General features: G+C 53.7%; 14 protein-coding genes and 1 pseudogene. 6 read left to right on the plus strand and 9 right to left on the minus strand.

What is annotated here, in order from left to right; genetic code table 11:
* Nucleotides 1-11: 11 nt before the first annotated feature.
* The 3 genes from MIH18_RS10535 to MIH18_RS10545 form a co-directional block, all read right to left on the minus strand.
* Nucleotides 12-560 (minus strand): TRAP transporter small permease subunit, encoded by a 549-nt coding sequence (locus MIH18_RS10535; RefSeq protein WP_249007347.1) that lies wholly within the window; start codon nt 558-560, stop codon nt 12-14.
* A 100-nt stretch (nt 561-660) separates the two neighbouring features.
* On the minus strand, nt 661-1,674 hold the full coding sequence (locus MIH18_RS10540; protein ID WP_249014516.1) for a TRAP transporter substrate-binding protein: 1,014 nt from the start codon (nt 1,672-1,674) through the stop codon (nt 661-663).
* A 346-nt stretch (nt 1,675-2,020) separates the two neighbouring features.
* Nucleotides 2,021-2,482 (minus strand): heme-binding protein, encoded by a 462-nt coding sequence (locus MIH18_RS10545; RefSeq protein ID WP_249014517.1) that lies wholly within the window; start codon nt 2,480-2,482, stop codon nt 2,021-2,023.
* 276 nt (nt 2,483-2,758) lie between these two features.
* On the opposite strand from MIH18_RS10545, the gene MIH18_RS10550 reads away from it, so the two are divergent.
* On the plus strand, nt 2,759-3,415 hold the full coding sequence (locus tag MIH18_RS10550; protein WP_249014518.1) for a GntR family transcriptional regulator: 657 nt from the start codon (nt 2,759-2,761) through the stop codon (nt 3,413-3,415).
* A gap of 57 nt (nt 3,416-3,472) precedes the next feature.
* On the opposite strand, the gene MIH18_RS10555 is transcribed toward MIH18_RS10550, so the two are convergent.
* Complete coding sequence (locus MIH18_RS10555) at nt 3,473-3,895, minus strand: IclR family transcriptional regulator C-terminal domain-containing protein (protein ID WP_249014519.1); 423 nt, start codon at nt 3,893-3,895, stop codon at nt 3,473-3,475.
* Nucleotides 3,896-4,065: 170 nt separating this feature from the next.
* Here MIH18_RS10555 and MIH18_RS10560 point away from each other — a divergent pair, with 170 nt between their 5' ends.
* The 3 genes from MIH18_RS10560 (at nt 4,066) to bhcD (ending at nt 6,565) form a co-directional block, all read left to right on the plus strand.
* Nucleotides 4,066-4,305 carry a pyridoxal-phosphate dependent enzyme gene (locus MIH18_RS10560; RefSeq protein WP_249014520.1) on the plus strand — a complete coding sequence of 80 codons (240 nt, stop codon included), beginning with the start codon at nt 4,066-4,068 and terminating at the stop codon, nt 4,303-4,305.
* A 26-nt stretch (nt 4,306-4,331) separates the two neighbouring features.
* A complete protein-coding gene (bhcC, locus tag MIH18_RS10565; protein ID WP_249014521.1) occupies nt 4,332-5,495 on the plus strand; it encodes a 3-hydroxy-D-aspartate aldolase BhcC in 1,164 nt (387 codons plus the stop codon).
* A 65-nt stretch (nt 5,496-5,560) separates the two neighbouring features.
* On the plus strand, nt 5,561-6,565 hold the full coding sequence (bhcD, locus tag MIH18_RS10570) for an iminosuccinate reductase BhcD (RefSeq protein ID WP_249014522.1): 1,005 nt from the start codon (nt 5,561-5,563) through the stop codon (nt 6,563-6,565).
* Nucleotides 6,566-6,577: 12 nt separating this feature from the next.
* On the opposite strand, the gene MIH18_RS10575 is transcribed toward bhcD, so the two are convergent.
* The gene (locus MIH18_RS10575; RefSeq protein ID WP_249014523.1) at nt 6,578-6,883 is read right to left on the minus strand and encodes a hypothetical protein; all 306 of its coding nucleotides are present in this window, start codon (nt 6,881-6,883) and stop codon (nt 6,578-6,580) included.
* 191 nt (nt 6,884-7,074) lie between these two features.
* Between MIH18_RS10575 and MIH18_RS10580 the strand changes: the two genes are divergently transcribed.
* Nucleotides 7,075-7,929: a LysR family transcriptional regulator gene (locus tag MIH18_RS10580; RefSeq protein ID WP_249008927.1), complete on the plus strand. Its 855-nt coding sequence runs from the start codon at nt 7,075-7,077 to the stop codon at nt 7,927-7,929.
* Between the two features lie 35 nt (nt 7,930-7,964).
* On the opposite strand, the gene eutC is transcribed toward MIH18_RS10580, so the two are convergent.
* The 3 genes from eutC to MIH18_RS10595 all read right to left on the minus strand — a co-directional run bounded on the left by eutC (nt 7,965) and on the right by MIH18_RS10595 (nt 10,812).
* Nucleotides 7,965-8,780 carry an ethanolamine ammonia-lyase subunit EutC gene (gene eutC / locus MIH18_RS10585; protein WP_249014616.1) on the minus strand — a complete coding sequence of 272 codons (816 nt, stop codon included), beginning with the start codon at nt 8,778-8,780 and terminating at the stop codon, nt 7,965-7,967.
* A gap of 11 nt (nt 8,781-8,791) precedes the next feature.
* Nucleotides 8,792-10,186 carry an ethanolamine ammonia-lyase subunit EutB gene (locus tag MIH18_RS10590; RefSeq protein ID WP_249014524.1) on the minus strand — a complete coding sequence of 465 codons (1,395 nt, stop codon included), beginning with the start codon at nt 10,184-10,186 and terminating at the stop codon, nt 8,792-8,794.
* A gap of 68 nt (nt 10,187-10,254) precedes the next feature.
* Nucleotides 10,255-10,812 (minus strand): FGGY-family carbohydrate kinase, encoded by a 558-nt coding sequence (locus MIH18_RS10595; protein ID WP_349293801.1) that lies wholly within the window; start codon nt 10,810-10,812, stop codon nt 10,255-10,257.
* A gap of 156 nt (nt 10,813-10,968) precedes the next feature.
* Here MIH18_RS10595 and MIH18_RS10600 point away from each other — a divergent pair.
* Nucleotides 10,969-11,577, plus strand: a pseudogene (locus MIH18_RS10600) (hypothetical protein); the annotation flags it as partial.
* Between the two features lie 23 nt (nt 11,578-11,600).
* On the opposite strand, the gene MIH18_RS10605 reads toward MIH18_RS10600, so the two are convergent.
* On the minus strand, nt 11,601-12,293 hold the full coding sequence (locus tag MIH18_RS10605; protein ID WP_249007336.1) for a glutathione S-transferase N-terminal domain-containing protein: 693 nt from the start codon (nt 12,291-12,293) through the stop codon (nt 11,601-11,603).
* Nucleotides 12,294-12,425 lie beyond the last annotated feature (132 nt).

A 12,425-nucleotide genomic window follows, 5' to 3' on the forward strand; every position in this document is an offset into this window, starting at 1 on the left:
GCTCAAGGCTACTATTTAGTAGTTATTGAAGCCTTGTCGTAGGTTAGGCCCGCTTCTTCCAGTTCATGGTCTATGAACCCATCACCTTTGGCGCTGGCGATCACTTCTGGCAGATGTAAGAGCTCGGCGATAATAAAGAGGACAGCCCCAATAGGAATTGCAGATTGTGTTAGCTGCACGGACACACTGGTTAAACTGATAAGCGTTGACCCCTCAAGGATCAGGACGACTTGCGTGCCGGTATAGGCGAGTAAAACAAAGAAACCGATGGTGATTGCCTCAGCGACTAACGCAATGGGCAACCGGATTGCGGGGGGGAAATAGTTAACAACGGTCGGGCAACCAATGTGAGCACCCTTGGCTGCAGCGAGTGCGGCACCATAATAAGTCAGCCAGGCCAAACCCACAGAGGCGACTTCGTCATACCAACTAAACGGTGAACCAACAAGTCTCGAGAGAAAACCTACGGTAACAACCGATGCCAGAGCAATCATTATGGCAACGACAATAACTTCAAGAAACTTGAAATAAGCGTTTTTAAAATTTGTAAGTGAATTCATTTATATCCCCTGAAACACGAGAGCCGGCTAGTACCTACGTGCAACACATGATCCGCGCAGTGATCGCGAACCATGCACAACAGACAGGAATCGTCCTTTATTACTTGCGGAGCTGACTAACCTTATCCAGCATTTCCTGACCGCCTTCTACTTCATCAGCGAACTTTTTGTAGATCGCGTCTGAGCCGGCAACAAATGCTTTCTGATCTGCTTTGTTTACCTGCATCCCTTCAGCTTTCATTTTTTCGACCAGACTGTTATCAAGCATTTCGCCTTGTTCAAGTGCAAAGGCTTCCACTTCTTGAGCTGTCTCAATCAGCACATTTCTGACATCCTCAGGCAGTCGGCTCCAGCGGGCGCCAGCCAATACATAGGCGGGTGTGTAAACGTGATTGGTTATTGACAGGTAATCCTGAACCTCGTGGAATCGTTGGGAGTAGATTTGGACCAGAGGATTCTCTTGGCCGTCCATCGCGCCTGTCTGCAACGCAACGAAGGCTTCGGAAAGTGCCATTGGGGCAGGACTCGCACCATAGCTTTGAAACATCTCAACGCGCCACACCCCGTTGGGGGTCCTTAGCTTGATGCCATCCAGATCCGCAGGCACAACGATAGGCCGGACATTGTTGGTTATTTGCCGAAAGCCGTTCTCCCAAACGCCAATAACTCGGTAGCCTTTGTCTTCTGCAGCCTGGTAAAGCACGTCCCGCACGAGTTCATCCCGTACGCGCTTCATGTGCTCCCTGTCTTCAATCAGGTAGGGCATTTCAAACACCGAAAATTCGGGTGCGACACTGCTCATGACGGACGAGGGCAAAGCGAGGTCCAACGTACCCAGTTTCAGTTTATTCAGCATCTGGGAGTCACTGCCTAACTGACTGGAACCAAAAGGTATGACCTCGGCCTTACCTTCCAGCTTTTCATTGGCAATTCTTGCGAATTCGTTGACTGATTTTTCGAATAAAGATCCCGGACCCCCTACATGACCAAACTTGATCTGGGTCTCTGCTGCCTGCGCGGCTTGTACACCTAGCGCAAACACCGAAGCGAGCAATGCTGTCTTCAAGATTTTCATACTGGTCTCCGATATTTCATTGTTTTTATTTGCAAGCAAAACCGTCGATAGTTAAATCTCTCCAAAATGACCGTGTTGCCGTCTCATACCACCTTTAAAGATGATCGGCGAGCCTGACCCATCAATTTCTGCACCAAAATCCATTGTTCCGGTAAGACGTTTGGGCCAACCACACTCCAAATATGAATTCATAATTCATAATTCTATATTATACTTTAGTCTAATTACGACGCGGGGCCAGTGCCAACACGCTTTGGTGCATAGGAGAGATTAGATAATTCCGCCAAATAATGGGCACACTTAAGCCGCAATCCTCTTTCTGAACCTGAACAAAATGAACGCGGTCATTTTTCGCTTTAAAAACGAGCCATGACCGCTCTCAGTCTCAGTCGGGAGCGGTTCCTGCCTTAAAACCTGCAGCTTCAATGCCGGCAATCGCTACTTGCTCATCCTCATCTGAAGAAGCACCGCTAATCCCCACTGCTCCGATAACCTCGTCGTTTGGATCAAGAATCAATACACCGCCCGCTACCGGTACGAAATGGCCGTCCGCAGCAGCCGCAACTGACGCCAAAAAAGCTGGCCGTTGCTCGTTGCGCTCCCCCACCGTTCGGCTGGAAGCACCATTCCCTAAAGCAGCAAACGCCTTGCCTCTTGAGACAGGAAGACGCAGCGGTGCACAGCCATCTTCCCGTTCGGCGGCAATCATGTTGCCGCCCCCATCCATAACAAATGCCGTCAGCGGATCCATATCCCGGGCTCGCGCCACAGCAAATGCACCGTCTACGATTTGGCGCGCCTGCGCCCGTGTAATTTTTACGCTGGATCGAAAAACTTTACCTGCCATATAATTTCCCTGGATCATTCAAGGTAAGCAAATCCACATAGAAGTTCCCGGTCGCGGGAGATGGCGCAACACTCACGTTCCCAGAACATACAGAACGAATGGAGTACCATCACCGCAAAAGGGCATTTAAGGCCTCTGAGCCTTGCAAAGCGCCGCGCTGTACCTTATTTTGAATTCTGAATGCAGCGCACAGTTTAGTTACAGGATTCCATCCTGAGATACAACTGCCGCACGAAAATTGCCGGCAACTCACTACTTGTCTTAAGAAAAGGTCATATGGAAAAGATACAACATAGAGTTCTTTATCAAGAAGCTGCAGACAGAATCAGGGAGTTGATCGAACTCGGTACACTGGCGCCTGGAGAGAAAATTTCCGAAAAAGGGCTCTGCGAAAAGTTCGGCATCTCCAGAACGCCCCTCCGCGAAGCGTTGAAAGTTTTGAAATCCGAAGGTCTGATTGAAATGCTGCCGAATCGCGGTGCCCGGGTAACCCGCTTAACCGCGAAGGACGTCGAGCACACCTACGACATCATGGGTGCCCTGGAAGGGTTGTCCGGTGAAACGGCCTGCCAATACATCAGTGATGCTGAAGTCGCTCATATTCAGACGCTTCACAATAAAATGGTCGAGCATTTTCATCGTGGTGAACTCAAGGAATACTTCCGCGCCAACCAGCAAATTCATGAATGCATCATGCTGGCGTCAAAGAATGATGTACTTCTGGAAATGTATAACAACCTTAGCCAACGTATTAAACGAATCCGCTATTCCGCGCAGATGACCGACGCTTACTGGCACAAAGCAGTGAACGACCATGAACACATGATTGAGGCTCTTCAGAATCGCGATGGGGAACGTCTTGGCAACATTCTCCGGAGTCACTTAGGTCATAAGCTGGAGGCCGCCAATCTGACGGGGATGATAACCGACTAATCCAGAGCAACTCTCCCAGCCACTTCGCCTCTGAGCCGTCGCGGGCACACCAGGGCGTTAACCGGGCCGGTACCCTAAATGCCGGGAAATCTCCTCCCCGGCTTTCCTCAACTCACCGATCCATTCATTTTTTCTCCGCTCGATCGGCGCGGAAATGGACAGCCCCGCGCTCACATTTCCGGACTTTTCGAAAAGCAGGACGCCAATACAACCCACGCCAATCTCAGCTTCTTCGTTATCCAGTGCATAGCCCTGACGAATGTCGGTCATACAGGCGTCCGCTAGCGTGTTCAATGAGGACAGCGTATTGCGTGTATAGGCAGGTAGATTGGTTCGCCGGGCGTAGCTCTCAATCTCATCCTCTCCCGCAAGGCCCAGCATGAGCTTGCCTACAGCGGTAACATGCAAAGGTGCGCGGCTACCTACGATCTGGTTTACATGCATCATGCGATTCGGCGTCACCTTTTCAAAATAAATCACTACATCACCTTCCCTAATCGTGAGATTGATAGTTTCGCCCAGTCGGTCACACAATTCCCGCATGTAAGGCAGCGAGACCCCTCGCAGGTCAATATCCGAATGCAGACAATTGCTCAACTGCAGCAATTTCTGGCCCAGACGGTACCGTAGCAGACGGTTTGAAAGTGCCGTTGAAGGAACTGACCTGGCATTTTGTAAGCCATTTCGTCTCAGACATTTTCACGGCGACCGAGGAGGAAATCATCGACGCCATGAAGCTGACCTGGAAACGAATGAAGATTGTTATCGAGCCCAGCTGCGCAGTTCCCCTGGCCGCCATACTGAAAAACCCCGAGATCTTCCGGGGTAAACGGGTGGGCGTGATCATCACCGGCGGAAATGTGGATCTGGACACACTTCCCTGGACCTAAAAAAAACATCGATTAGGAGGCATACCATGACAACATTTATACGCCCTGAAGAACTGGAAGTTGGTTACAACATCCCCGCCGCCATTGGCATGGACGAAAGCGAGATTCAGACCCCGTGCCTGATCCTCGATCTGGACGCACTCGAGCACAACATCAAGAAAATGGGCGATTACGCCAAAGCACACGGCATGCGCCACCGATTACACGGCAAGATGCACAAGTCCGTTGATGTGGCACGACTGCAGGAAGACCTAGGGGGCGCCATTGGGGTCTGCTGCCAGAAACCCTCTGAAGCCGAAGTGTTCGCCCGCGCGGGTTTCAAGGACGTGCTGGTGTCCAACCAGGTGCGTGATCCACTGAAAATTGATCGCCTTGCCCAACTGCCAAAATATGGCGGACGTATTATTGTGTGCGTCGACGACGTTGCTAACGTTTCGGATTTATCAATGGCGTGCCAAAAGCATGGTACCGAACTGCACTGCTTCGTCGAAATTGACTGCGGTGCGGGCCGTTGCGGGGTGAACTCCACTGAGGATGTGGTCACGATCGCCCAAGCCATCGATGCCGCACCCAACCTCACGTTCACCGGAATCCAGGCGTATCAGGGCGCCATGCAGCACATGGAGTCTTACAACGAGCGCCAGGCAAAACTGGATGCAGCCATTGCCATGGTGCAAGACGCAGTGGATGGTTTGACGGCGGTAGGCCTGAAGCCGGAACTTGTCTCTGGCGGTGGCACCGGCTCTTACTATTTCGAGAGCAACTCGGACGTTTACAACGAACTGCAATGTGGCTCCTACGCGTTTATGGACGCCGACTATGGCCGCATTCTGGACAAAGACGGCAAGCGCATCGATCAGGGCGAATGGCAGAACGCACTTTTCATTCTGACCAGCGTTATGAGCCACACCAAGGCCGATAAAGCTATCTGCGATGCGGGTCTCAAAGCTCAATCTGTGGACAGTGGCCTGCCGTTGATCTTTGGCCGCGACGACGTCGAATACGTCAAGTGCTCAGACGAGCATGGCGTCATCAGTGACCCCCAGGGTGTACTCAAGATAAACGAAAAACTCAAACTCGTACCGGGGCACTGCGACCCGACTTGCAACGTCCACGATTGGTACGTCGGCGTTCGCAACGGCAAGGTCGAAACGCTCTGGCCCGTCAGCGCCCGCGGCAAGATGTTCTGATTCAGCCTGCGCCAGCCCTCCGGACGCGATTCGGAGACTGGCTAAAATGACAAAGGAGACTAACGATGGAAACCTCGCCCAAAGCATTAACTCAACCGCACCAGATTTTGATCGTAAGCGAAGACGCCTGCCAGAAAGTGATTGGCCGTCGTGAAGCCTTTCAGGCAGTTGAGTCGGTATTCTCATCTACGGCCAAAGGGAGCGCCTACAATTTCCCCGTAGTGCGGGAAGCGATCGGACATGCCGGCGCCCTCTACGGCTTCAAATCCGGTTTTGACCGCGAAGGATTGGTCCTAGGTGTAAAAGCGGGCGGCTACTGGCCCGGCAACGCCGCTCAGGGGCTAACCAATCATCAATCAACCGTGGCGCTGTTCGACCCGGATACCGGACAACTCAAGGCCCTGGTGGGTGGCAATTATCTGACCGCCGTTCGCACCGCCGCGTCGTCCGCTGTGTCGATTGCCCATCTAGCCCGAAAGAATGCCAAAGTGCTGGGCATCATCGGTGCAGGCTTTCAGTCGACTTTTCAGCTACGCGCAGCGCTGGAGCAGCGCGACTTCGCGAAAGTAGTGGCTTGGAATGCCCACCCTGAGCACTTGGCTCGGCTGGCGGACGTGTGCAAGGAACACGGCCTACCCTTCGAGGCCGTTTCCCCGCAGGCACTGGGGGCTCAGTCGGATGTTATCATCACCATAACGTCAGCCTCTGAACCTCTCCTACAAACCGACTGGATAAAGCCCGGCACGCACCTCGCATGCATGGGTACGGATACCAAGGGAAAGCAAGAAGTCGATCAACAACTTTTGGCGCAAGCAACGGTCTTCACCGACGAAATTGCCCAGTCGATCAGTATCGGTGAAGCCCAGCATGCTGTGGCGGCAGCGATCTTGTTCGTCGAGCAAATCACGCCCATAGGAGAGGTTATCAACAGTTCCCATCCGGGCCGGAAATCAGAGCAGGAAATCACTTTATTCGATGGCACCGGTGTCGGACTTCAAGACCTGGCGGTTGCCTCAGCAGCCGCGAGTCTTGCCGAAGCGCATGGGCTTGCTCAGCGAGTCACGCTTTAGATTGAGCCTGCTTCAAGCATACTGATAAACTCCGCGAGGACGTTTGCCAGCCTTCATAAAGCGTAGGCTCTCGTTGTCGTTTTCGAGTCCTGAGGCTCGCCGGTGCTGCTCCAGAAAAGCCATGGCATCGGTCCGAAGCGGCAGCTTGAGTGCCACGTTTATTTCCCAGCGCTTATAACCCAGGTCCGCCAGCGTGTTGTCTTTCTCGGCCAACAGCGTCAGCGCCATGCGCCGAAACTGTTGGCGCCGGGAATAGCTACCCACCAAGGTAGCGGCGTGCATTCTGATTGTCTGATCATTCTTATGGGAGCCTAGCATCGCTGTTCCTCCTTGTATGAGTTTTTAACCCAAATGAATGGTTGAGGTCTGCAAACGTGCCTACCTCATTGGTTTATGCCAGCATGATGGCGGCTTCTCTGCATTCAATCAAACGAAAAGAATTTAACTCTGCCTTCAGATATACTTAAGTCAAATGCCAATGCTTTTTTAGGAGATGTAATCAGGTGACGATGCCGCTGCTCGATAATGAGGTGCTCAGAACGTTTGTCGCGATTGCAGAATGTGGCACGTTTACCGCTGCGGCAAAAGTCGTCCACCGAACGCCGTCGGCGTTGAGCATGCAAATCAAGCAACTTGAAAAAATCCTGGGCAAACGTCTGTTTATTCGCGAGCCGCGTCAGGTGCGGTTAACCAACGACGGTGAGGTGTTACTGGCATACAGCCGTCGGCTATTGCGACTCAACCAGGAAGCGGTAGAGCATTTCATCGCACCCGCGCTGGAGGGCAAGGTGGGTTTTGGTACCTCAGATGATGTGGGTACTCGAATTCTACCCGAGGTACTCGCCCAGTTTGCGCGTTCCTATCCGGCTGTGTTGGTGGATGTTGTTGTCGGTTCAAGCAAGCAAAATCTGACAAAGCTGGACGCGGGAGAACTCGACATGGTGCTGGTGACTGTGTCCGAACGCGTCAGGGGCATTCGTGGCGAGGTTGTGCATGAAGAACCACTGGTTTGGGCAGGCAAAGAGGGTTCGTCTGCGCATCTGGACAGGCCCCTGCCGATTGCGGTGGCTCACGAGGGATGCGCATGGCGCCAGATGACATTACTCGCCCTGGAAAACGCTGGCACGCCATACCGGATCGCCTACACCTGCGAGCACTGCTCCGGCCAGGAAGCTGCGATGATTGCAGACCTTGCCGTTGCGCCTTTCCCCCTGAGCCTTGTGCGGTTACCGCTCAAACAGATTGTCAGCGACGACCTGCCAGAGATAGGCCGTTATCAGCTGGCACTCGTGCGCAGAGGCTCCAATCCCCTCAATAACGCTTTGGCTGCCCACGTGAAAAGTGCCTTTCAGAACTTGCAATGATTTTGCCTGGTCAATAATCAGACGTTCACTAACACTCAACCGAGTAAAAAGTTCCCGCTCTTGCCGGCACCTGCCAATAGTGGTTCTTCAGCGTCGTCCTTTAGATTAACCCCCGACAGCTGACGGCGACAGGCCTCGCGCATCAAATAAAACAGACTATGGCAGGCCATCGGGTAGCTCAAACCTTCCAGGCGGATATTAGAGATGCAGTTGCGGTAAGCGTCGGTCAGGCCGACCTTGGGTGCGTAGGTGAAGTACAAACCCAGGCTGTCTGGTGAGCTCAGGCCAGGTCGCTCACCAATCAGGATAACCACCATACGCGCGCCGAGCCGTTCAGCCACTTCGTCGGCCACGGCTACCCGGCCCTGGCTGACAAGTACGACGGGCGATGAGCTCCAGCCCTCAGCCAGGGCCTGTTCTTCAATATGCTTCAGCATCGGCATGGCATTGCGATGCACTGCCAGGGCCGAGAGGCCATCTGCCACCACAATAGCCAGGTCGTAACCCGCTGGGTTGTCCGCACGATGCTGATTCAGTAACTGAGCAGATTCATCATCCAAACGGCGCCCCAGGTCTGGACGCTGTAGGTAGCTGTGGCGGTCACTGGCGGCGCTGTGTAGCAACAGACTGTCACGCCCGTGCTCGGCAAGTTGAGCGCTAAGCCCAACGTGATCGAAGGGCAGGTGCACAGCATCACGGGCCTGAGCATGGGCGTACTGGAACTCCAGTTGCGCGGCTGTGGGCATGCTGGTGCCGGCGCGACCCAAGGCAATCCGTGCCGACGTGAGGTTGCGCAGTTGCCGCCAAGGGCTCTGGTTCCTGTTCTGGTTATCAGTGGTCGGTTTGTCCATGACGTGCTCACTCATTTCAATTGCGCTAGAGCCTTGCGAAAAGCCGGTGGCAGGCTGTTGCCAAAGTGCACTTTTCCATCAGCTTGGGTAAAAATACCCATTTTCGCCAGCCATTCTTCGAATTCTGGCGCAGGTTTCAGGCCCAAGGTCTGGCGTGCATAAAGAGCGTCGTGGAAGGACGTCGTCTGGTAGTTGAGCATGATGTCATCGGAGCCAGGAATGCCCATAATGAAGTTGATTCCGGCTACGCCTAACAGAGTCAGCAGAGTGTCCATATCATCCTGATCGGCTTCGGCATGGTTGGTGTAGCAAATATCGCAACCCATAGGCACACCCAACAGTTTTCCACAGAAGTGGTCTTCAAGGCCTGCGCGGATGATCTGCTTACCGTTGTAAAGATATTCCGGGCCGATGAAGCCGACCACAGTGTTAACTAAAAACGGGTTGAAATGCCTGGCGACAGCATAAGCTCGGGCTTCGCAGGTCTGCTGGTCCAGACCGTGGTGAGCGTTGGCCGATAACGCACTGCCCTGACCAGTTTCGAAGTACATGAGGTTTCGCCCAAGCGTGCCGCGGTTTAATGACAGCCCCGCCTCGTAACCTTCCTGCAAAATGTTCAGACTCACACCGAAGCTTGCGTTTGCCGCCTCGGTGCCAGCAATCGACTGAAACACAAGATCCAATGGCACGCCGCGGTTAATCACTTCGATGGAGGTGGTAACGTGAGCCAGCACGCAGGCCTGGGTGGGAATTTCGTAGCGCTGAATCACCGCATTGAGCATCTCCAGCATGGCGCAAATTGAAGAGGTGCTGTCAGTGGCCGGATTGACCCCTATCATCGCATCGCCATTACCATAAAGCAGACCGTCAAGAATACTCGCCGCAATCCCTGCCGGATCGTCGGTGGGGTGATTGGGCTGCAAGCGTGTCGAAAGCCGACCACGCAGGCCAACGGTGCTGCGAAACCGGGTCACTACGCGGATTTTCTGTGCTACCAGGATCAGGTCTTGCACGCGCATGATCTTCGATACGGCGGCGGCCATCTCCGGCGTCAGGCCCGGTGCCAGAGCGCGCAGACTTTGCTCATCAGCGGCGTCGCTCAGTAGCCAGTCGCGAAAGCCACCCACTGTCATGTGGCTAACAGCGGAAAACGCGGCTTTGTCGTGAGTATCGATGATCAGTCGGGTGACTTCATCGGTTTCATAGGGAATTAATGCTTCGTGCAAAAAGCGCTTCAGCTCAATGTCTGCCAGGGCCATTTGTGCCGCAACTCGTTCGCCATCGTTTAACGCCGCAACACCCGCCAGAAAGTCCCCGGAGCGAGCTGGACTGGCCTTGGCCATAACGTCTTTCAGGTCGTCGAAGCGGTAGGTGATGGCACCGACAGTATGGGAAAAACTTGCCATATCAGCCTCCGTTGTAAATAGGAAGGAGTGCTACTGATTGGTGGTTGCGCATCAGAATGCCACCTTCTTTAACAGATTTTCCAGACGGTTGCCGATCTCAAGACCTTGCCCCTGGGCACGCTTATCCGACAAACCGGTGAGCAATTCCATGACCCTTTCGACTTTCCCATGAACCGATCCCGGAGGCAAGAGTAGGTCATTTCGAAATGGTCGAGGTGGGTTTCCGGGCCGACCCTGCGAAGGCTGCAGTAGCAGTGCGAGCCGCAGTGAATAACTCCTGAAGCGAAGCGCAAGACTCGCCCGAGGTGATAACTCGCTGACGAGCCACATAGCCTGAATCTATTCTGCTGCAGCACATTCGATAAAAACTGCACGAAAAAAGCATTCTCGGTCATCCGGCCATCCAGTGAAATTCTTCCGGTGACGGGTTGGTTACGCTCAAGGGCCAGAAACACTTCCGCAGTGCGAAAAGCAACACCCTCCAGAACGGCCTGCACCATATCGGTCGCCGTTGTGTGCAGCGACAGTCCCATCCAGCTCCCTCTCGCGCTTCTATCCCAATGTGGACAGGCGAGACCAGAAAGAGCAGGCACGAAAATCAGCCCTTTGGAGGCTGCCGAATACACACCACCCTCCAACGCAAAAACTGGCGGCTCTCCGGATTTCTGCCAGCCAACGGTCTGCGTTGCTCAGCTTGCTACCGTCAAAGTGGTTAATTCCGAGCAGAAAAGCACCTGTGCCAAAGGTCATTTCGAGGTCGCTCGGACGAAGCCCATAAAGTGGAGCTTTTTCGAGCCATGCAACGCGGCACGATCGATGCTTTTCAGTCTGACGACGCTACCATGGCCTCGCCCGTCGACATGAAAGGCAAACGCGTTTTCGGTGTACCAACAGCGGGTAAGTTCCTGTCACAGTACGGATTGATTCCAGTGACTGTGCCCTGGGATGACGTTGAAGTAGCACTGCAGACCGGCGAGCTTGATGGCGTGGCCTGGTGCGGTTTCACAGAGGCCTATGAAGTTGGCTGGGCAGACGTTTGCAACTACGCACTCACCAATTCGATAACCGGTGCATGGTGTGGCTTTTACTTTGCCAACACTGAAAGCTGGAACAAGGTGCCGCCACATCTGCAGGCGCTCTTCCGGTCCACAATCGACCAGTCACACTATTACCGCAACGTATGGTACTGGGCGGGAGAAGCAAAACTCCGTGTAGAAGGCGGGAAGCTTGAGCTCACGTCACTGCCCAAAGAAGAGTGGGACAAAGTTACCGGCGACGCCGAAGTATTCTGGGACAAAATAGCCGACCGCCGGTTAAGGAAATCGCAGCCGTCAGTCGTCGGAAAAAGCGACGCATTGAGATGCTGTTGTATCCGTCTCAGCTCAAGATAAAAACCTACCGACCGGACGGTAGATTAATAGTTCGACGGAAAGAGTGCACGCAGCGTCTCTTCGTCCCGCTCTTTCTTGAACGGGTGGTCAGTGCCGACCAGACGTGCGCGACTCGCCGCTGGCCTGTCTTCGATAAGCTCGAACCAACGCTTGATATTGGGAAATGCCGCCAGTGGGTTATCGTCGCCTGAAAACACACGCTCCGCCATGTTGATCCAGCCCCAGGCGGACATGTCAGCGATAGAATAGTCATTGCCAACGATGTATTCCCGGCCGTTCAAGTGATCTTCCAGTACTTGGTAGTGACGTTCGGCTTCCCGACGATAGCGGTTGATAACGTAGGGTAGTTTTTCCGGAGCCGCGAGTTGAAAGTGCACCGCCTGACCGGAGAAGGGACCAAGGCCCGTGCCGATGAAAGAAAGCCAAGACAGCAGTTCCCCGCGATCTTCTGGCGCGCCATTAAAGCGCCCGGTTTTCTCGGCGAGATACAGTAAAATGGCGGTGGAATCGAAAACCCGCACGGCGTTTCCACCCGGGCCGTCGGTATCCACAATCGCGGGCACCTTGCCATTGGGGTTGATGGCTCGGAACTCGGGGGTGTGTTGCTCGCCTTTACTGGTGTCGGTCGGTATTACCTCGTAATCCAGACCGGCTTCTTCCAGGAAGAGCGCGATCTTGGCCGGATTGGGGGTCGGATGGAAATAGAAACGGATCATATAAGAAGGCTCCATCTCTGGCTGGCTGATTTTTTCGCGACCAGAGGCTATTATTGGTTTGAGTTTTTGATCACTCGCTCTAAAATAATTTAGGTAGCTCTTTAAAACAAGGGCGCACACCTGAAAATAGCG

The sequence above is a fragment of the Marinobacter sp. M3C genome, from assembly GCF_023311895.1.
Lineage (GTDB): Bacteria > Pseudomonadota > Gammaproteobacteria > Pseudomonadales > Oleiphilaceae > Marinobacter.

Bases quoted from the DNA above. Each gene is read 5' to 3' on its own strand.
- MIH18_RS10535 (WP_249007347.1), bottom strand. From the start codon at position 560: ATGAATTCACTTACAAATTTTAAAAACGCTTATTTCAAGTTTCTTGAA.
- MIH18_RS10545 (WP_249014517.1), bottom strand. From the start codon at position 2,482: ATGGCAGGTAAAGTTTTTCGATCCAGCGTAAAAATTACACGGGCGCAG.
- MIH18_RS10550 (WP_249014518.1), top strand. From the start codon at position 2,759: ATGGAAAAGATACAACATAGAGTTCTTTATCAAGAAGCTGCAGACAGA.
- bhcC (WP_249014521.1), top strand. From the start codon at position 4,332: ATGACAACATTTATACGCCCTGAAGAACTGGAAGTTGGTTACAACATC.
- bhcD (WP_249014522.1), top strand. From the start codon at position 5,561: ATGGAAACCTCGCCCAAAGCATTAACTCAACCGCACCAGATTTTGATC.
- MIH18_RS10575 (WP_249014523.1), bottom strand. From the start codon at position 6,883: ATGCTAGGCTCCCATAAGAATGATCAGACAATCAGAATGCACGCCGCT.
- MIH18_RS10580 (WP_249008927.1), top strand. From the start codon at position 7,075: ATGCCGCTGCTCGATAATGAGGTGCTCAGAACGTTTGTCGCGATTGCA.
- eutC (WP_249014616.1), bottom strand. From the start codon at position 8,780: ATGGACAAACCGACCACTGATAACCAGAACAGGAACCAGAGCCCTTGG.
- MIH18_RS10590 (WP_249014524.1), bottom strand. From the start codon at position 10,186: ATGGCAAGTTTTTCCCATACTGTCGGTGCCATCACCTACCGCTTCGAC.
- MIH18_RS10605 (WP_249007336.1), bottom strand. From the start codon at position 12,293: ATGATCCGTTTCTATTTCCATCCGACCCCCAATCCGGCCAAGATCGCG.